Here is a 19,199-nt window from a genome sequence, read left to right as displayed (position 1 = left end):
AGAATGATCGAGGCAGTCGGCCTGACCAAGCGCTACGGCGACAAGACGGCCGTGCACAACCTTTCCTTCCAGGTGCGGCCCGGCATGGTGACCGGCTTCCTCGGTCCGAACGGGTCCGGCAAGTCCACCACCATGCGCATGATCCTCGGCCTGGACAACCCCACCGCCGGTCATGTCACCATCGGCGGCCACCCCTACCGCAGGCTCCCGAACGCCGCCCGCCACGTCGGCGCCCTGCTGGACGCCAAGGCCGTGCACGGCGGGCGGAGCGCCCGCAACCACCTCCTCAGTCTCGCGCAGCTCTCCGGCATCCCGCCGCGCCGCGTCGACGAGGTGCTCGGCGTCGTCGGCCTGCAGGACGTCGCCAAACGCCGCTCCAAGGGCTTCTCGCTCGGCATGGGCCAGCGCCTCGGCATCGCGGCCGCCCTCCTCGGCGACCCCCAGGTGCTGCTCTTCGACGAGCCGGTCAACGGCCTCGACCCGGAGGGCATCCTCTGGGTGCGCAACCTGATGAGGTCCCTCGCGGCGGAGGGCCGCACGGTCTTCGTCTCCTCCCACCTGATGAGCGAGATGGCGCTCACCGCCGACCACCTCGTCGTCATCGGCCGCGGCCAACTCCTCTCCGACATGAGTGTGCGGGACTTCATCTCCGCCAACTCCGCCGACTTCGCCCGGGTCCGCACCCCCGAAGGTGATCAGCAGCAGCGCGAGAAGCTGAGCTCCGCGCTGACCGAGGCCGGCGGCCGCGTCCTGCCGGAGCAGGACGGCGCGCTGCGGGTGACCGGGCTGCCGCTGCCCCGGATCAGCGACCTCGCGCACTCCGCCGACGTGCGGCTGTGGGAGCTCTCCCCGCACCAGGCGTCGCTGGAGGAGGCGTACATGCGGATGACGCAGGGCGCCGTCGACTACCGCTCGACCACCGACCAGAAGGCCGGGTTCCAGCAGCCGCTGCCGCCCGGGGCGCTGCCGCCGGTACCGGTGCCGGTGCCGGGACAGGGGCAGCCGGGGTGGTACGCCCCGCCGCCGCCCCAGCAGTTCGGGCCGGGCGGGTCCGGAGCGGCCCCTTACGGCGCCCCGCCCAACCCGTACGCGCCGCAGGGCGCCCCGGGGCCGGCCGGCCCCGACCCGTACGCCGCGGCACCGGCTCCCCGGTCGATCGCCGCGCAGCCGCCGGCCGCCAGTGCCCCGGCCCCGGTGCCCGCCGCCGAGCCGGCCGGGCCCGCCGTGCACGCCGAGGCTTCCGGGTCCGCCCCGTCCGCCGACGCGGTCGCCGCCGCGTCGGGCCCCGCCGACCTCACCGAGCGCGACAGCGAGGACAACCGATGAGTACGCCCCAGCCCCCGATGCCGCAGCAGGCCGCGCCCGCTCCCTCCTGGCACCCGGCGCCCGGCGCCGCGTACACCTCGCCGATCCCCGTCGTGCGCACTCATCTCGGGCACGCCGTCGCCGCCGAGTGGACCAAGCTCCGCACGGTGCGGTCCACGGTGTGGACGATGGGGGTCTACCTGTTGCTGATGTTCGGCCTGGGCGTGCTGATCACGGTCGTCGTCGCCGCCTCGGACCAGGACCTGGACGGGGGGCCCGCGCTGGCTCTGGGCTTCCCCGGTGTGCTGACCGGTTCGATCTGTGTGATCACCCTCGGGGTGCTGACCACGGCCTCGGAGTACGGCACCGGTCTGATCCGCACCACCATGACCGCGTGCCCGGGCCGCGGCCGGGTGCTCGTGGCGAAGTCGATCGTGTTCTTCACCCTGGCGTTCGTGGTGACGCTGGTGGCCACCTCGGTCGTCGCCCTGTTCCAGGTGTCGGTCCTGGAGAACCACGGCGGCCGGGAGCCCACCGGCGCGGAGTGGCTGAAGGCGACCGTCGGCATGTCGTTCTACGTCGCGCTGCTCGGGCTGCTCTCGCTGCTGGTCGGCTCGGTGATCCGGCACTCGGCGGGTGCGATCACGCTGATGATCGGGGTGGTGCTGGCCCCGCTGGTGATCGCGCTGTTCCTGATCGCCAGCCCCCTGCGCAGCATCCAGAAGGCGATGGTCGAGTACTCGATCCCGAACCAGCTCAGCATCTTCTACGAGAACTCGCTGAGCCAGAGCGGCCCCGACGGCTGGGACCCGCTCTGGATCGTCCTCGGCATCACCGCCGTCGCCTTCGCCGGCGCGTACGCGCTGCTGGAGAAGCGGGACGTCTGACCGGCCCGCGAGAGCGGGACGTACGGCCGGCCCGCGCCGCCGGTCTCAGAATCTGGGCGCGTTACGGGACCGCTGCACCCGCGTGGTGCGGCGGTCCCGCGCGTTCCAGCACGCCTTGTGCCAGTGCCGGCGCTCGTCCACGCCCGAGTGGTCGGGCCAGGCCACCACGTGCGGCACGCCGGAGGGGATGAGCTGGTCGCAGCCGGGGCAGCGGTAGGTCTTGCCCTGGGCCGAGGCGCCCGCGACATGGCGCACGATCCACTCCTCGCCCTGCCAGCTCTCGGTCGAGTGCCAGCCGCCGTAACGGCCGGGCGCGTCCTCCTCGGCGCTCCGGCCGGACGAGCCGCCGCCCTTGGGTCGGTTGCGACGCGGGGACACAGCACACCTCACGGGTCCGGGTACGGGGTGCGCTCCAGGTTACGCGGCGCCGAGGGACCCCTTCGAGGAGCCGAGTGGGGCCGAGCGGCCCATTGAGAAGACAATCCGCAAAGTGCGCCGTCAAGCCGTGACTTCGGCACATGTCAGGCAGTTATGCCCTGCGGGGGAGCTCCACGTCGGAGCCAAGGAAGCAGGAAGCACCATGCATGTCGGAAGTTTTGTACTGGCGGCCCAGTTCCCGGGCCAGGGCCCCGGGGAGGCGTTGCACCGGGCCGTACGGTCGGCGGAGGTCGCCGAGGAGGCGGGACTGGACGAGGTCTGGCTGGCCGAGCACCACTTCGTGCCGTACGGCACCTGCCCGTCGGCCGTCACGCTGGCCGCGCTGCTGCTCGGCCGCACCCGGCGGCTCCGCGTCGGCACGGCGGTGAGCGTGCTGCCCACCGCGCACCCCGTGGCGCTCGGCGAACAGGCCGCGCTGCTCCACCTCACCTCGGGCGGCCGGTTCACCCTGGGGGTGGGCCGCGGCGGCCCCTGGGTGGACCTGGAGGTCTTCGGCGCCGGCCTGGAGGCGTACGAGAAGGGGTTCCCGGAATCACTCGATCTGCTGGTGCGCTGGCTGACGGAACCCGCCGTCGCCGCCTCGGGGGAACGATTCACCTTCCGTGAGGTGCCCGTCGTGCCCCGCCCCTCGGAGTCGCTCACGGAGGACCCGGGGCCGGAGGTCGTCGTCGCCTGCACCTCTCCCTCCAGTGTCCGGCTCGCCGCCGAGCGCGGGCTGCCGATGCTGCTCGGGATGCACTGCGGGGACGAGGAGAAGGCCTCGATGGTGTCCCTGTGGGAACACCACGCACAGGCCGCGGGCGTCGCCGGGGACGTGATCGCGGGCGCCGGCCATGTCTCGGCCGGGGTCTGCCAGGTCGCCGACCGCGACGGCGACGCGGTGGAGACGCTGACCAAGGCGATGCCCGGCTGGCTGCGGCAGGGCCTCGGCGCCCATGTCACGGTGGACGGCCGGGTGCGTGCCATGCGCGATCCGCTGGCGTACACGGAACTGCTGTGCGGGCTGCACCCGGTGGGCACGCCGCGGCGCTGCGCCGACCGCCTCGCCGCGACGTCGGAACGGACCGGCATCACCCGCTTCGCGCTGCTCGTGGAGGGTTCGGGCGACCTCGCGGCCACCGAGGAGAACGTGCGGCGGCTGGGCGCGGAGGTGCTTCCACGGCTGGGACGGCCGCCGCGGGCGCCGTCACCGGCCGCGCCGTAGGGGCCGGGTGCCCGCCGCTCCGTCGCGGAAGGAAGGGGGATCACTCCCCGCACGACGTTCGCTTATGTCCACGTACGTCGGTATACATCCGTGCACGTTCCTTCCGCACCGGAGCGGCGGGCCGTACCGCGTCACACGGCTCAGCAGTCCCGGAGTTCCGGGGACTGGTTGAGCAACTGGCTGCGGACCGAGGTGAAACGGGCCAGGCGTTCGTCCACCGAGGAGTCCAGCGGGAAGACCGCCACCCGGTGGCAGTTCTGGAAGGCCAGTCGCACTCCGAAGTGCCGCTGCAGCGCGCCACGTATCGCGTCACTGGCGAGCGCGCGCAGCAGTTGGCCGCGCGCGTGCTCGTCCGGCGGCGGCGTCTGGTTGTCGGCGAACTGGCCGCCGTCCACCTTCAGCTGGGCCACCAGGGAGCTGATCATCTCCCATGCGAAGGGCAGGGAGGTCCGGACGCAGTCGACGAATTCCGCTTCGTCGACCTCGCCTCGCTCGGCCTTCTCGAGTAGGGCCGGTGAGACGTCGAGCGACATGGGTTCTCCTCTCACACCCCCGGTGCGCGGGGGCCGACGGACAGGGCGGAGAGGCCGCGTCACCAACACGCTGCGTACATGGCCCGCGACCTCCAGTTTCTACGGTAGGCAACCAAACGGGGTCGCACCAGGAAAACGCGGATACGGCCGCCCCCCTGTGGGCACACAATCGGCCATCTGCGAACAGGCCCGGTCGAAAAGGGGATTGAAGACGGCAGCAACGCCGCCGACGTGCGCGAATAGTCCGCGGGCATGGGCGGATCGCGCGGGGGCGGGCGCGTCGAGTAGCGTTGCGCACCATGCGTCTCGTCATCGCCCGGTGCTCCGTCGACTACGCGGGCCGGCTCACCGCCCACCTTCCTCCGGCGCCCCGTCTGATCCTCGTGAAGGCCGACGGCAGTGTGTCGATCCATGCGGACGACCGGGCCTACAAGCCTCTGAACTGGATGTCTCCACCCTGCACCCTGAAGGAGGGCAGCGGCGACGAGGCCGGGGTGTGGACCGTCGTCAACAAGGCGGGCGAGAAGCTCATCATCACGATGGAGGAGATCCTCCACGACTCCTCGCACGAACTCGGGGTGGACCCCGGGCTGATCAAGGACGGCGTGGAAGCACACCTTCAGGAACTGCTCGCGGACCGCATCGAGACGCTCGGAGACGGTTACACGCTCATCCGGCGCGAGTACATGACGGCGATCGGTCCGGTCGACATCCTGTGCCGGGACTCCGACGGCGGGACCGTCGCCGTCGAGATCAAGCGGCGGGGCGAGATCGACGGCGTCGAGCAGTTGACGCGGTACCTGGATCTGCTGAACCGGGATCCGCATCTGGCGCCGGTGCAGGGGGTGTTCGCGGCGCAGGAGATCAAGCCGCAGGCACGGGTGCTGGCGACGGACCGTGGCATCCGCTGCCAGATCCTCGACTACAACGCGCTCCGCGGCATCGAGGACGACAAACTCCGCCTGTTCTGACCTCCGTTTTTTTCTCGCGCGGTTCCCCGTGCCCCTGATCAGGGGCACGGGGAACCGCGCGATCCTTTCGGGCTCCGGGGGCGGAGCCCCCGGGAACGGGAAGGGCAAGGGCAGGCGGGGGCGGAAAGAACCCGGGTCAGGCCACCGGCGTCCCGGTCCCCGCGCCGCTCTGCGACGCACTGTTCGTCACCGTCGTACTAGACGACGCCGACGCCGAGTTCGTCATGCCCGGATCCTCGGAGGCCGTCTCCGACGGCGACTCCGGCGAGCTCGGAGCCGTGCTCGACGGTGTCGGCGACCCCGCAGGCGTCGAGGACTTCGGAGGCTTCGAGGACGGCGTCGACCCCGACGACGTCTTCCCGCCCCCACCGTCCCCCTTGTCTCCCCCGCCGTGCCCCTTCCCCGTCGTCGACACCGACCGCGTCGCCGAAGGCGAGGACGACGCCGTCGGCGACGGATCGTCCGCCGTCCCGTACGTCCCGTCCGGCCCGGGATCCGACGGCGCCGCCGACTTGTGCCCGGCCGGCACCCCACCCCCGGCGTCGTCCTTCTTCGTCTTGTCCGCGCCCAGGCTGTCGTCCCCGCTGTCCTGGCCGATCGAGGGGTCGACCCCGACCCGCTCGGAGGGCGCGTTCTCGTTGTGGTTGTTGTCGGAGGTTGCGCCGAGCGTCACCACCGTGCCGAGCGCGGCCACGAGCAGCGCCCCCGCCCCCGCGGCCACGAGATTGCGCCGGGTGCCGCGCGCCGCTGAGCGCAACCCGCCCCGCCGGCGCCCGCCGGTACCGGCCGCGGCGCCGGCGGCGGCCCCCGCTCCCGACCCCGGCGGCAGTGCCGCGGCCGCCCGGTACGACACCAGGGTCGCGGTGTCGCCCACCGGGGGCCACGCCGCCGAACCCCCCGTGCCCGGTTCCCCGGCCGCCGGCCCGGCCGGCGACGCGGCGGAGACGACGTCGGACGCCAGGACCAGCGCCGTGCCCGATGCGGTGCCCGCCCGGTCGTCGACCAGCGCCAGGGCGCGCCGCCCCGCGACGGTCCCCCGCCGGTCGGCGACCGCGCCGCGCAGTCCTACGGACGTCTCCAGCTCGGCCCGGGCCCGGTCCAACTGGCCCTCGCAGAGCGCGAGGACGCCCAGCTCGTGGTGGAAGTACGCCTGGTCGGCCACCTCCCCCGCCAGCCGCGAGGCCTCCGCACCGGCCCGCAGCGCCCGCTCCCAGGCGCCCCAGCGCAGCCCTGCGGCGAACGCGGGCGCGGCCTGCCGGGCGAGCCGCACGGCGACGGGCCGCTCCGGCTCCTCCCCGGCCCTCCGGCTCCGCTGTGTCCTCGGCGGCCTCGGAGTTCTCGTCCACCGGCGTGGTGAGCGGCACCAGCGCGGTGAGCGCGGCCAGCACGGCGTCGGCCTCGGCCGCGACCCGCTCGGGGGTGACCGAGGGGTGTCCGGCCCACCAGGCGTAGTGCCGGGCGGCGGTCAGCAGGTGTTCCTCGGCGTCGGTGTCGTACCCGGCGGCCACGAGCTGCGCCAGGACCCCGGCGGCGAGCCGGTAGCGGGCGCCGACCGGGGTGACCAGCGCGCAGCCGGCCAGCTCGGCGAGGGCGGCGTCCGCGTGGGTGTCGTCGACGAGCGCGGGGAGGTGGGTGAGGTGCGGCACCTCGCCGTCGAGCGCGACGGCGAACCGCAGGGTCTCGCGGGCCGACCGGCTCAGCCGGGAGGCGAGCAGCGGCGCGGCCGCCGCGGCCTCGGCGAGCGGTGGCAGCGGCTCCTCGTCACCGGTCACGGACTCGGGCACGGTGTCGCGGACGGTGGCGGCCTCCGCCTTGGCGTCCTCGAAGACGCCGTACTCGTCGAAGGCCTCGGCCTCCAGGCGCAGCCGGTCCCGCTGCCGCAGCAGCGCCCCGGCCTGCTTGAACCGCAGCGGCAGGCCCTCGGACTCGAACAGGAGGTCGCCGGCCCAGTTGGACTCCTCCTCGGTGAGAACGCGTCCGACGGCCCGCTCCAGGAGTTCGACGCAGCCCGCGCGGTCGAGCCCGCCGAGCGCGACGTCCTCGAAGGCGGCCTCGGCCGAGGGGGCCGGCACGTCGGGGGTGACGGCGCACAGATAGGCGCACTCGGGGGTGGCGTCGAGGAGTTCGTCGAGGGCGGCACCGCCGAACTCGAGGTCGTCGAGGAGGACGACGGCGCCGATCTCGGCGAGGGCCTCGCGCAGCTCGTCGCGGCCCGGGCGGTACTCGGGGGCGTCGAACACGGCGTGATAGAGATCGCCCATCAGGTCGTCGACGGTGCGCCGGTGGCCGGAGAGGCGGACGACGCCGTCGGGGGCGAGATCGGCGCAGTCCACGGCGACCGCGTCCAGCAGGACGGTGCGGCCGGAGCCGGGGGCGCCGACGAGGCGGACGGAGCGGCCACGGGCCAGCAGCCCGACCAGCCGATCGCGTTCCTCGTCGCGCTGGAGCAGGCCGGAGTCGGGGAGTGCGGAGCCCGGCGGCACGGGCGGCCGGGCGGCGCGCTCGCTCTCCGAGCGACGGGCGGCGGTGTACTTGGCCGGCCGCCCGGGGTGCTCCTGGGGCGGCCGGTTCTCGATCTCGCTGCCGTCCACCGGGTTGACGGTGAGCAGGAACTCACCCGCCACGATCCGGGCGGTGCGCGCCGGCGCGGGCGCGTGCTGGCCGAAGTCGGCGGTGAGGGAATCCCGGGGCGAGCGCCGGCCGGCGGCGCGGGCCTGGGCGTCACGGCTGTCACGGCCCTGGTGGCCGTCACCGTCGTGGCCGTACTCCTCGGGTCCCGCGGTGTTCGGGTCCATCGGTTCTAGCCCCCAAAAGCGTCGTGTGCCGAAAACCCTCCCGGCCTTGCCGCACACCGCGACGCTGTCGCTTCTGGTCCGGTACCCGCCCGGGCTGACGGGCGGCGGGCAGCCGAACCCTAAACCTTCGCACAGTATCGCGGAACAGCCGGGGTACCGCGCGGTCCGCAACATCACGGCTTCATGGAGATTGAGCGCGTCGTACGGTTCGCGCCGAGTCGTGCGCTCCTGCCCGGTGCCGGGCGCCGGGCGCCGGGCGCCGGGGGGGGACGGTCAGACGCGGGGCAGGGACTCCACGCCGATGCCGCCCTCGATGGCGAGGATGCGGTGCAGCCGGGTGGCCACCAGCAGGCGCTGCATCTGGGGCGGGACGCCGCGCAGGACGAGCCGCCTGCCGCACCGTCCGGCCCGCCGGTGGGCTCCCATGATCACGCCGAGTCCGGTGGCGTCCCACGAGTCCAGTCCGGACAGGTCGAGAACCAGGTCGCCGGCTCCGTCGTCGACGGCCGAGTGCAGGACCGTACGGGCGTCCGCCGCGCTGCGGACGTCGAGGCGGCCCCCGACGACCAGCCCGGCGTGGTCGCCCCTGATGTACATATGCGCTCCCCGAGAGTGCGGTGTCGTGCTCCGTCATCGGCGGACGTTCGATCGGTGTTCGATATGCGGTGCCACGGTGGCGGAACTCCGGCACCGGTACGGCACCGGCCCGGCACCGGTACGACTCACCGTCCGCCGCACCTTCCGATGCACCGTTCGATGCGCTTGTGCGGCAAGTCGTTGATGTAAGACCTGATGCACGTTCCGATGCAACTTCTGACTGCCTGAGCGGCGGTCCGGTTGCTGGTTGTTGGCGAACCGATACCGAATTCACTCCTGCGGGTGATCCCCCCGGGGTGCGTACGGTGCCGGTGTACGCCGTTCGTGCGAGCCGTGCGCGGCCGGCGCCCGCCGAGGTCCCGGCGGGTGCGGACGGGGCGTCAGTACGTGTAGAAGCCCTGCCCGCTCTTGCGGCCGATGTCACCGGCGTCCACCATCCGGCGCATCAGCTCCGGCGGGGCGAACTTCTCGTCCTGGGACTCGGTGTAGATGTTGCCGGTGGCGTGCAACAGGATGTCGACGCCGGTGAGGTCGGCCGTCGCCAGCGGCCCCATCGCATGACCGAAGCCCAGTTTGCAGGCCAGGTCGATGTCCTCGGCGGTGGCGACGCCCGACTCGTACAGCTTGGTGGCCTCCACGACAAGCGCGGAGATGAGCCGGGTGGTCACGAAGCCCGCCACGTCCCGGTTGACGACGATGCAGATCTTGCCGACGGACTCGGCGAACCGCCGCGCGGTGGCGAGCGTTTCGTCGCTCGTCTTGTATCCGCGCACCAGCTCGACGAGCCGCATCATCGGCACCGGTGAGAAGAAGTGCACGCCGACGACCCGTTCGGGCCGGGCGGTGGCCGCCGCGATCTTGGTGATCGGGATGGCCGAGGTGTTGGACGCGAGCACGGCGTCCTCCCGCACGAGCGTGTCGAGCGTGCGGAAGAGGTCGTGCTTGACGTCGAGCTGCTCGAACACCGCCTCGACGACGAGGTCCGCGTCGGCGGCGGCGTCGAGGTCGGTGGTGGTGCCGATCCGCCCGAGGGCGGCCTCGGCGTCGGCCGCCTCCAGCGTCCCCTTGGCCACGAACTTCTCGTACGAGGCCTTGATCGCGTCCGTGCCGCGGGTGAGCGCCTCGTCGGTGACGTCCCGCAGGACGACGTCCCAGCCCGCGGTCGCGGCGACCTGGGCGATGCCGGACCCCATGAGCCCGGCTCCGATGACGGCGACCTTCCCTGCCACTGTGCGACCCCTTACGCGTCCTTGCGTTGTCCCGTGCTCCTTCGGCGGACCCTAGCGCCCGTCCGCCCGCCTGTGACCGCTAAGTAACGCGGGTCACGTCCCACTTGACGGACATCACACCGGGGCGGGTCATTCCGTGCCCCGGACGGCGTAGTTGCGCACCCGATCGCTCAACAGCTCCTCGATGCCGTCGAGGAGGACCGGCGCCTCCCGCGACACTTCCCACGGGTCGCGTCCGCCGGGCGTCTCCCGGCCGGTGGCGCCGAACACGCCCCGGTGGATCCAGCGGATCTGTCCGGCCATCAGGTCGGGCACCGGGTCGCCGGCGGGGAGCGGCGGCCTCCTCGCGCCGGGGCGCCTCGAGGTGGGCGTGGATCTCCTGCCGCATGCCCCACAGCCGGGAACGCGGCGGCGCCTCCTGGAGGCAACGCACGAAACGGTCGTAGTCCTCCATGAGTCAACCCCGGGGCGAGACGGCCTCCACCTCGGCGCGCGGTTCGCGCGGCACGGCCCGCGTGGCCGACTCCCCCGTGTCCCGGCCGCGCGCCCAGCTCGCCTTCGGCGTTCTCGCGCCGGCGGTCGGCACGCGGGCCTTCCGCGCCGCCGGGGGACGACCGGGAGGGCACGGACCGCGCCGTGACGGTGCGCACAGGTGCACCGCGCCGGGCGACGGCGTACATACCCTGGCCGCATGGTCAATCTGACACGCATCTACACGCGGACCGGCGACAAGGGCACCACCAACCTCGGTGACATGAGCCGCGTCCCCAAGACCGATCTTCGGATCTCGGCGTACGCGGACGCCAACGAGGCGAACGCGGTGATCGGGACGGCGATCGCGCTGGGCGGCCTGGACGAGGAGGTCGGCAAGGTGCTCGTCCGGGTCCAGAACGACCTGTTCGACGTCGGGGCCGACCTGTCGACTCCGGTGGTGGAGAACCCCGAGTTCCCGCCGCTGAGGGTGGAGCAGTTCTACGTCGACCGGCTCGAGGCGGACTGCGACCGGTTCAACGAGCGGCTGGAGAAGCTGCGTTCCTTCATCCTGCCCGGCGGCACCCCGGGCGCGGCCCTGCTGCACCAGGCGTGCACGGTGGTGCGGCGGGCCGAGCGGTCGACGTGGGCGGCGCTGGAGGCGCACGGCGAGGTCATGAACCCGCTGACCGCGACCTACCTCAACCGCCTCTCCGACCTCCTGTTCATCCTGGCCCGCGTGGCGAACCTGGGGACCGGCGACGTGCTGTGGGTGCCGGGGGGCGAGCGCTAGGGTCTTTCGTCTGGATCAGGCCGACTGGGAGGCGCGGTGCGTCCTCGACCGACCCGAGCGGGGTCCGGTGCGTGCGGCTGCCAAGGCGCGAGGGCGCCAGGGCGGAGCCCCGGCAACCGACGACAACGCCGCACAGGCGCGTACCGGACCCCGCGACGCCGGAATGATCCGAACGAGAGGCCCTAGTAGTGCTTCGTTACGTGGAGTGATCTCTGCTGATCGTGGGCAGCTTCCTGGAGTGAGGTTGGGGGAGGTGGAACGGCTCCGGGGCGAGTTGGCGGAGTTCGTTGCCGATGTGTTCGGGTCGTTTCCGCGGCGGGATCAGCGGCGGTGGGGCGAGTGCTATCTGCGAGGCTTGATGCTCGACGGCCGGCGCAAGTCCATCCAGCCGATGGCCGAGCGTCTGCCGGACGGGAACATGCAGGCCCTGCAGCAGTTCGTGAACCAGTCGCCGTGGGATCCGTTACCGGTCAGGCGGCGGATCGCCGAGTGGTTGTGCGAGGCCATCCGCCCTGAGGTGTGGGTGATCGACGACGTGTCGTTCCCCAAGTGCGGCAAGGCGTCGGTCGGGGTGGCCCGCCAGTACTGCGGAGCGGTCGGCAAGCGGGCGAACTGCCAGGTCGCGGTCAGTGTCCATGCCGCCACCGACACCGCCTCGTGCCCGTTGGAGTGGCAGTTGTATCTGCCGCGTGAGTGGACGGACGAGCCGGACCGGTGCCGCAGGGCAGGAGTCCCCGACGAGGTGGTGCACCGGGAGAAGTGGCGTCTGGCGCTCGGCCTGCTGGACACGCTCGCCCAGTGGCGGCTGAAGGCTCCGGTCGTGGTCGCCGACGCCGGCTACGGCGTCAGCACCCTGTTCCGGCTCGGCCTCCAGACGCGAGGGCTGTCCTATGTCCTGGCCCTGAACGGGAAGGAAGTCGCCCACCCCGAGGATGCCGAGCCGCACCAGCCTGCTTATGGCGGGCTCGGACCACCCACCCTTCCCCGTTACCGCACCCCACCACAAGCCGTCTGCGTCCTCGCCGCACAGGCGGGTGCGGAGCGGTTCACCGAGGTGACCTGGAGGCAGGGCAGCAAAGACGCGATGACCTCACGGTTCGCGGTCCTGACAGTACGGCCCGCGGGCAAGCAGTCCCTGGCCGCGGCTCAGGAGGCCGGCGGCGGCCGCAACCGGTGGGACGGCGTCCTGCCCGTCCAGACGCTCCTCATCGAGTGGCCGGACGGCCAGGACACCCCGACGGACTACTGGATATCGAACCTGCCCGCCACCACACCCGTCACCGACCTGGTGCGGTGGGCCAAGATGCGCCGGCGGATCGAGCACGACTACCGCGAGCTCAAGCACGGCCTGGGCCTGGACCACTTCGAGGGCCGCACCTGGCGCGGCTGGCACCACCACGTCACCCTCGTCACCGCCGCCCAGGCCTTCCTCACCCTCCGGCGGCTCGACCCAAAAGCCCACACACCGGCCTGACCCTCTACCAGGTCCTCGACGTTCTTCAGGACCTGCTGAGGTGCTGGACCGGTGTCTGCACCACCTGCGGCCGACCCCTGCCCAGCCCACGAACCCGCCGCAGACAGCCCAGAACCTAACGAAGCACTACTAGGGTCCGTCGTTCGGATCAGGTCGCAGCGGGCCGACGGCGCCGACGCGGTGGGGGCCCTGCCCAGGGGCCCCCGGGGTCCTGTCGGACGGGCGGCGGGAATCGCCGGACAGGCCCTGTTCGTCCGACGGAGGCGGCCATCCCGGTACTTGATCGCCGACATCGTGACCGGCGAAGTAGGCCGCCACTTCGGCGACCTCCTCCGCGTCGGGCTGGGTGTTGACGCACTCGGGCCCCGCCCATCCCCCCGACATCACTTTGGAACACGGGCTGCCCGGCCCGAGATCGGCGAGTGACAGGGTGTGCCCCAGTTCGTGAACGGCGACACGGGTGGGCGGGTAGACCTTCGCGTCTCCGGTCTCGAGATATACCCAGCCTCTCCCCGCTCCGTCGAGGAAGACGTGCGAACCGGTACCGGTCGCGGTCGTGTACTCCTTGACCCGCAGTGAGGCGGGGGTGCTCTGCTCCACGAACTTGATTCCCGGGACGGCCGTGTTCCAGATCCTCATCGCGTCACGGACGGGATCCGCGTAGGAACCGGCGAGTATCAGATCGATGGGAATGGTCTCGGGATCCGGTTCCGCGGCACCTGCCGGGGACCCCGCGCCTGTCACGGCGGCGCCCGCACAGACCAGGGCCGACATCAGGCTCAGTACTCGACGACGCACCTTCACGACCTCCATGGTCACGTCCGCTCTGCCGGTGACGTCAGGAACCCGGCCCTGGAGAGCCTTCCGGCCCGCGGGCCCGAAGCGCGCCCGCGGGAACCCGCGTTGCCGGCGCGGCGCGGCGGGCGCGGGTACTGGGCGCACGATACCCGTCAGGTATCGCGATTACTCGTGAACCACAGGGGAGTTGGGGATCCGAGCGGCACTCCTCGCGCACACCGCTCACTGGTCCAGACCTATTGACGGATGGTCCAGACCTTTCTACTCTCGCGGCAGCGTGCACAGTCATGGCCCCGACAAACCCCACACAAGGAGGCGCGGATGCGCTTCAGACACCGGGCTGCCGCAGGGTTCGCGACCCTGCTTCTCCCCCTCGCCGGGCTCGTCGGCCTCGCGGGCCCCGCCCACGCCGCCGACTCGGCCACCGCCACCTACGCCAAGTCCCAGGACTGGGGCACCGGCTTCGAAGGCAAGTGGACCGTCAAGAACACCGGGAGCAGCGGCATCAGCTCCTGGACGATCGAGTGGGACTTCCCCTCGGGGACGGCCGTGACCTCCGCCTGGGACGCGGACGTCACCCACTCCGGCAACCACTGGACCGCCAAGAACAAGTCCTACAACGGCACCCTCGCCCCCGGCGCCTCCGTCTCCTTCGGCTTCAACGGCTCCGGTTCCGGCTCCCCGACCGGCTGCACCCTGAACGGCGCGAGCTGCGACGGCGGCACCACGGTCCCCGGCGACAACCCGCCCTCCGCGCCGGGCACCCCCACCGCCTCCTTGGTCACCGACACCTCGGTCAAGCTCTCCTGGAGCGCGGCCAGTGACGACAAGGGCGTCAAGAACTACGACGTCCTGCGCGACGGTTCCAAGGTCGCCACCGTCACCTCCACCTCGTACACCGACTCGGGGCTGACCGCCGGCACCGACTACTCGTACACCGTCCAGGCCCGTGACACCGCCGACCAGACGGGCTCCCCCAGCAGCGCGGTCAAGGTGCACACCACCGGCGGCGGCACCACCGACCCCGGTGACGGGGACGACGGCGGCAACGCGGGCGGCAAGGTCAAGCTCGGCTACTTCACCGAGTGGGGCACCTACGGCCGCAACTACAACGTCAAGAACATCGTGACCTCCGGCTCCGCCGCGAAGATCACCCACATCAACTACGCCTTCGGCAACGTCACCGGCGGCAAGTGCGCCATCGGCGACTCCTACGCCGACTACGACAAGGCGTTCACCGCCGACCAGTCCGTCAGCGGCGTCGCCGACACCTGGGACCAGCCGCTGCGCGGCAACTTCAACCAGCTGCGCGAGCTGAAGGCCAAGTACCCGAACATCAAGGTCATCTGGTCCTTCGGCGGCTGGACATGGTCCGGCGGGTTCGGCGAGGCCGCGAAGAACCCGGCCGCGTTCGCCGACTCCTGCTACAACCTGGTCGAGGACCCGCGCTGGGCCGACGTCTTCGACGGCATCGACATCGACTGGGAGTACCCCAACGCCTGCGGCCTGTCCTGTGACACCAGCGGGGCCGCGGCCTACAAGAACCTGATGCAGGCGCTGCGCGCCAAGTTCGGTTCGCAGAACCTGGTCACCGCGGCCACCACGGCCGACGGCACCAACGGCGGCAAGATCGACGCCGCCGACTACGCGGGCGCCGCCCAGTACGTCGACTGGTACAACGTGATGACGTACGACTTCTTCGGCGCCTTCGACGCGGACGGCCCGACCGCTCCGCACTCCCCGCTCACCTCGTACAGCGGTATCCCGACCCCGGGCTTCACCACGGCCGACGCGATCGCCAAGTTCAAGGCGAAGGGCGTTCCCGCGAGCAAGCTGCTCATCGGCATCGGCTTCTACGGCCGCGGCTGGACGGGCGTCACCCAGGACGCCCCGGGCGGCTCGGCCACCGGCCCGGCGACGGGCACGTACGAGCCCGGCATCGAGGACTACAAGGTCCTGAAGACCTCCTGCCCCGTCACCGGCACCGTCGCGGGCACGGCGTACGCGCACTGCGGCAGCAACTGGTGGTCGTACGACACCCCGGCCACCATCGGCACCAAGATGTCGTGGGCCAAGGGCCAGAGCCTGGGAGGCGCGTTCTTCTGGGACTTCAGCGGCGACACCGGCAACGGTGAGCTGGTGAGCGCGATCAACAGCGGCCTGTCGTAACGACGACCGCGCACACACGTCGGCCCCCTTCCCGCTCGCTCACACGGGAAGGGGGCCGATGCGTGTCCGGGAACCCCCCGGCCTACGCCACGTTCACTCGTTGTCCTGGCGGCGCCGCCTCCAGCCAGGCCAGGAAGCCGGTCAGCGCGTCGTCGCTCATCGCCAGCTCCAGCCGCACCCCGCGGTGCACACAGGTCAGGATGACGGCGTCGGACAGCAGCGCCAGCTCCTCCTCGCCCTCGGGGGCCCGGCGGCCGGCCACCTCGATGGCCGAGCGCTCCAGGACACGGCGCGGGCGGGGCGCGTAGGAGAAGACGCGGAACCACTCGACGCGGTCGCCGTTGTAACGCGCGATGCCGTAACCCCAGCCCTTGCCACTGGTGTCGGTCTGCTCGCTGACGTCCCAGCGCAGGCTGCAGTCGAAGGTGCCGCCCGAGCGCTGGATCAGCCGCCGCCTGAGGCCGAAGACGAACAGCGCCACGGCCAGGAGCAGGATCACCGCCCCGCACACAGTCAGAGCGAGGACCATCGGCACCGACCTCCTCGTCTCCCGGCCATGTCCCAGGCCGTCGGATCAGGTAACGGAACGGAAAAAACATCCACATTCGCCTCAGCCGCGGTCGGCGCCGGATTGCTCCGGTGCCGACCGCGGCTGAGACGCGTCATGGCATGGGCGAGGCGGTCAGCGCGCCGCCACCGCACGCAGTCGGACGTCCGCGCGACGCTCCGCGGACGCGTCGCCCTCCGCCTTCGCGCGCTCGAGCTCCCGCTCCACGCGCTGGACGTCGATCTCGTCCGACAGCTCGGCGATCTCGGCCAGCAGCGACAGCTTGTCGTCCGCGAAGGAGAGGAAACCGCCGTGCACCGCGGCGACGACCGTCCCACCTTCACTCGTACGGATGGTCACCGGGCCCGATTCCAGCACACCGAGCAGCGGCTGGTGACCGGGCATGACGCCGATGTCGCCGGACGTGGTGCGCGCGACGACCAGGGTGGCCTCGCCGGACCAGACCTGGCGGTCGGCGGCGACCAGCTCGACGTGCAGCTCAGCAGCCAAGGGTGGCTCCTCGGGTCACCACCCGGCGGTGATGCCGGGTGTTGGTTACAAGTCTAATGGGCGAGGAGGAGGGGACGGAGACGACCCCCGTCCCCTCCTCCGCGAGCGCACGGCTCAGGAGACGCCCAGCTCCTTCGCGTTGTTCTTCAGGTCCTCGATACCGCCGCAGAGGAAGAACGCCTGCTCCGGGAAGTGGTCGTACTCGCCGTCGATGATCGCGTTGAACGCGGTGATCGACTCGTCCAGCGGCACGTCCGACCCGTCGACGCCGGTGAACTGCTTGGCGACGTGGGTGTTCTGGGACAGGAAGCGCTCCACCCGGCGGGCACGGTGGACGGTGAGCTTGTCCTCCTCGCCGAGCTCGTCGATACCGAGGATCGCGATGATGTCCTGGAGGTCCTTGTACTTCTGCAGGACCGTCTTGACGCGCATCGCGGTGTTGTAGTGGTCCGCCGCGATGTACCGCGGGTCCAGGATCCGGGACGTGGAGTCCAGCGGGTCCACGGCCGGGTAGATGCCCTTCTCCGAGATCGGACGGGAGAGCACCGTCGTCGCGTCGAGGTGGGCGAAGGTGGTGGCCGGGGCCGGGTCGGTCAGGTCGTCCGCGGGGACGTAGATCGCCTGCATCGAGGTGATCGAGTGACCGCGGGTCGAGGTGATGCGCTCCTGGAGGAGGCCCATCTCGTCGGCCAGGTTCGGCTGGTAGCCCACCGCGGAGGGCATGCGGCCGAGCAGGGTCGAGACCTCGGAACCGGCCTGCGTGAAGCGGAAGATGTTGTCGATGAAGAACAGCACGTCCTGCTTCTGCACATCGCGGAAGTACTCCGCCATGGTCAGACCCGCCAGCGCCACCCGCAGACGGGTGCCCGGGGGCTCGTCCATCTGACCGAAGACCAGGGCGGTCTTGTCGATGACGCCGGAGTCCGCCATCTCCTCGATGAGGTCGTTGCCCTCACGGGTGCGCTCGCCGACACCGGCGAACACGGAGACACCGTCGTGGTTGTTGGCGACGCGGTAGATCATCTCCTGGATGAGCACCGTCTTGCCGACGCCGGCACCGCCGAACAGACCGATCTTGCCGCCCTTGACGTACGGGGTCAGCAGGTCGATGACCTTGACGCCGGTCTCGAACATCTCGGTCTTCGACTCGAGCGCGTCGAAGTTCGGCGCCTTGCGGTGGATGGACCAGCGCTCGCCGTCGTACTTCTCGTCGACGTTCAGCACCTCGCCGAGGGTGTTGAACACCTTGCCCTTGGTGAAGTCGCCGACCGGGACGGTGATGCCCGTGCCCGTGTCGGTGACCGGGGCCTGGCGGACCAGACCGTCGGTGGGCTGCATCGAGATCGTGCGGACCAGGCCGTCACCCAGGTGCTGGGCGACCTCCAGGGTCAGCGTCTTCTTCGCGCCGGCCTCGGCCGGGTCGGAGATCTCGACGTGGAGCGCGTTGTAGATCTCCGGCATGGCGTCGACGGGGAACTCCACGTCGACGACCGGGCCGATGACCCGGGCGACGCGGCCCGTGGCAACGGCCGTCTCAACTGTCGTCGTCATTACCTGTCACTTCCCCGCGGTCGCGTCGGCCAGGGCTGCGGAGCCACCGACGATCTCGCTGATTTCCTGGGTGATTTCGGCCTGGCGGGCCGCGTTGGCAAGCCGGGACAGCGTCTCGATGAGCTCCCCGGCGTTGTCGGTGGCCGACTTCATCGCGCGCCGCGTCGCGGCGTGCTTGGAGGCGGCCGACTGGAGCAGCGCGTTGTAGATCCGGCTCTCGACGTAGCGCGGCAGCAGGGCGTCGAGGACGTCCTCCGCCGACGGCTCGAAGTCGTACAGCGGAAGGATCTCGTCCTTCGCCGGCGACTCCTTGGCCACCTCGTCGAGGCTGAGCGGCAGCAGCCGGTCCCCGAGCGCCGTCTGCGTCATCATCGACACGAACTCGGTGAACACGATGTGGAGCTCGTCCACACCGCCCTCCGCCGTGTCCTTCTCGATGGCCTCGATCAGCGGAGCCGCGACCTGCTTGGCGTCCGCGTACGTCGGCTCGTCGGTGAACCCGGTCCACGACTGGACGACCTGGCGCTCACGGAAGTTGTAGTGCGCGAGACCACGACGGCCGACGATGTACGTGTCGACCTCCTGGCCCTCGCGCTCCAGGCGCTCGGTGAGCTGCTCCGCGGCCTTGATGGCGTTGGAGTTGAAGGCGCCGGCCAGACCGCGGTCACTGGTCAGGAGCAGCACCGCGGACCGCGTGACCGTCTCGGCCTGCGTGGTCAGCGGGTGCTTCGTGTTCGAGCCGGTACCCACCGCCGTGACCGCGCGGGTGAGCTCGGTCGCGTACGGCGTGGAGGCCGCCACCTTGCGCTGCGCCTTGACGACACGCGAGGCGGCGATCATCTCCATCGCCTTGGTGATCTTCTTGGTCGCGGTGACGGATCGGATGCGACGCTTGTAGACCCGGAGCTGGGCTCCCATGAGTCAGGT

At 71.4% G+C, this 19,199-nt stretch carries 18 protein-coding genes; 7 read left to right on the top strand and 11 right to left on the bottom strand.

The genetic code is table 11. From position 1 onward, the window contains the following. Window positions 1–3 precede the first annotated feature (3 nt). Both QFZ64_RS23930 and QFZ64_RS23925 read left to right on the top strand, forming a co-directional pair. Window positions 4–1,326, top strand: a complete 1,323-nt coding sequence (locus tag QFZ64_RS23930) for an ABC transporter ATP-binding protein (RefSeq protein WP_307068965.1) — start codon at window positions 4–6, stop codon at window positions 1,324–1,326. Beyond that, on the top strand, window positions 1,323–2,192 hold the full coding sequence (locus tag QFZ64_RS23925) for an ABC transporter permease subunit (RefSeq protein WP_307068962.1): 870 nt from the start codon (window positions 1,323–1,325) through the stop codon (window positions 2,190–2,192). Before QFZ64_RS23930 ends, QFZ64_RS23925 begins: the two co-directional genes overlap by 4 nt. Window positions 2,193–2,237: 45 nt before the next feature. Here QFZ64_RS23925 and QFZ64_RS23920 read toward each other — a convergent pair whose 3' ends face one another. Next, window positions 2,238–2,570, bottom strand: a complete 333-nt coding sequence (locus QFZ64_RS23920; RefSeq protein WP_307068960.1) for an ATP/GTP-binding protein — start codon at window positions 2,568–2,570, stop codon at window positions 2,238–2,240. 202 nt (window positions 2,571–2,772) lie between these two features. On the opposite strand from QFZ64_RS23920, the gene QFZ64_RS23915 reads away from it, so the two are divergent. Then, window positions 2,773–3,834: an LLM class flavin-dependent oxidoreductase gene (locus QFZ64_RS23915; RefSeq protein WP_307068958.1), complete on the top strand. Its 1,062-nt coding sequence runs from the start codon at window positions 2,773–2,775 to the stop codon at window positions 3,832–3,834. Window positions 3,835–3,974: 140 nt separating this feature from the next. Here the strand turns inward: QFZ64_RS23915 and QFZ64_RS23910 are convergent, their stop codons facing one another. Continuing rightward, window positions 3,975–4,367: an SCO5389 family protein gene (locus QFZ64_RS23910; RefSeq protein ID WP_307068956.1), complete on the bottom strand. Its 393-nt coding sequence runs from the start codon at window positions 4,365–4,367 to the stop codon at window positions 3,975–3,977. 299 nt (window positions 4,368–4,666) lie between these two features. Here QFZ64_RS23910 and nucS point away from each other — a divergent pair, with 299 nt between their 5' ends. Continuing rightward, window positions 4,667–5,338 (top strand): endonuclease NucS, encoded by a 672-nt coding sequence (gene nucS, locus QFZ64_RS23905; protein ID WP_307068954.1) that lies wholly within the window; start codon window positions 4,667–4,669, stop codon window positions 5,336–5,338. 197 nt (window positions 5,339–5,535) lie between these two features. Here the strand turns inward: nucS and QFZ64_RS23900 are convergent, their stop codons facing one another. From QFZ64_RS23900 to QFZ64_RS23885, 4 genes are all read right to left on the bottom strand, one after another. Continuing rightward, window positions 5,536–8,133, bottom strand: a complete 2,598-nt coding sequence (locus tag QFZ64_RS23900; protein ID WP_373430655.1) for an ATP-binding protein — start codon at window positions 8,131–8,133, stop codon at window positions 5,536–5,538. 273 nt (window positions 8,134–8,406) lie between these two features. Then, window positions 8,407–8,730 (bottom strand): STAS domain-containing protein, encoded by a 324-nt coding sequence (locus tag QFZ64_RS23895; protein WP_307068953.1) that lies wholly within the window; start codon window positions 8,728–8,730, stop codon window positions 8,407–8,409. 380 nt (window positions 8,731–9,110) lie between these two features. Beyond that, window positions 9,111–9,959, bottom strand: a complete 849-nt coding sequence (locus QFZ64_RS23890) for a 3-hydroxyacyl-CoA dehydrogenase family protein (RefSeq protein ID WP_307068951.1) — start codon at window positions 9,957–9,959, stop codon at window positions 9,111–9,113. 129 nt (window positions 9,960–10,088) lie between these two features. Then, a complete protein-coding gene (locus tag QFZ64_RS23885; RefSeq protein ID WP_307068949.1) occupies window positions 10,089–10,262 on the bottom strand; it encodes a hypothetical protein in 174 nt (57 codons plus the stop codon). Between the two features lie 388 nt (window positions 10,263–10,650). On the opposite strand from QFZ64_RS23885, the gene QFZ64_RS23880 reads away from it, so the two are divergent. Then, window positions 10,651–11,223, top strand: a complete 573-nt coding sequence (locus QFZ64_RS23880) for a cob(I)yrinic acid a,c-diamide adenosyltransferase (protein ID WP_307068947.1) — start codon at window positions 10,651–10,653, stop codon at window positions 11,221–11,223. Between the two features lie 205 nt (window positions 11,224–11,428). After that, complete coding sequence (locus QFZ64_RS23875) at window positions 11,429–12,697, top strand: IS701 family transposase (RefSeq protein WP_373430654.1); 1,269 nt, start codon at window positions 11,429–11,431, stop codon at window positions 12,695–12,697. 129 nt (window positions 12,698–12,826) lie between these two features. Here the strand turns inward: QFZ64_RS23875 and QFZ64_RS23870 are convergent, their stop codons facing one another. Beyond that, complete coding sequence (locus tag QFZ64_RS23870; RefSeq protein ID WP_307068944.1) at window positions 12,827–13,510, bottom strand: snapalysin family zinc-dependent metalloprotease; 684 nt, start codon at window positions 13,508–13,510, stop codon at window positions 12,827–12,829. Window positions 13,511–13,816: 306 nt separating this feature from the next. Between QFZ64_RS23870 and QFZ64_RS23865 the strand changes: the two genes are divergently transcribed. Then, window positions 13,817–15,664 (top strand): glycoside hydrolase family 18 chitinase, encoded by a 1,848-nt coding sequence (locus QFZ64_RS23865; protein WP_307068943.1) that lies wholly within the window; start codon window positions 13,817–13,819, stop codon window positions 15,662–15,664. An 82-nt stretch (window positions 15,665–15,746) separates the two neighbouring features. On the opposite strand, the gene QFZ64_RS23860 is transcribed toward QFZ64_RS23865, so the two are convergent. The 4 genes from QFZ64_RS23860 to QFZ64_RS23845 form a co-directional block, all read right to left on the bottom strand. Next, the gene (locus QFZ64_RS23860; protein ID WP_307068941.1) at window positions 15,747–16,193 is read right to left on the bottom strand and encodes a DUF2550 domain-containing protein; all 447 of its coding nucleotides are present in this window, start codon (window positions 16,191–16,193) and stop codon (window positions 15,747–15,749) included. 153 nt (window positions 16,194–16,346) lie between these two features. After that, window positions 16,347–16,721, bottom strand: coding sequence for a F0F1 ATP synthase subunit epsilon (locus QFZ64_RS23855; RefSeq protein ID WP_307068939.1), 375 nt, complete (start codon window positions 16,719–16,721; stop codon window positions 16,347–16,349). Between the two features lie 114 nt (window positions 16,722–16,835). Continuing rightward, entirely contained in the window at window positions 16,836–18,272 is a 1,437-nt protein-coding gene (atpD, locus tag QFZ64_RS23850; protein ID WP_307068937.1) for a F0F1 ATP synthase subunit beta, read from the bottom strand. A gap of 6 nt (window positions 18,273–18,278) precedes the next feature. Next, on the bottom strand, window positions 18,279–19,190 hold the full coding sequence (locus QFZ64_RS23845; RefSeq protein ID WP_307068935.1) for a F0F1 ATP synthase subunit gamma: 912 nt from the start codon (window positions 19,188–19,190) through the stop codon (window positions 18,279–18,281). Window positions 19,191–19,199 lie beyond the last annotated feature (9 nt).

The sequence above is a fragment of the Streptomyces sp. B3I8 genome (assembly GCF_030816915.1).
Classification (GTDB): domain Bacteria; phylum Actinomycetota; class Actinomycetes; order Streptomycetales; family Streptomycetaceae; genus Streptomyces.
The sequence above is the reverse complement of the archived record's forward strand: the minus strand, read 5'-3'. Positions and strand labels throughout refer to the sequence as shown.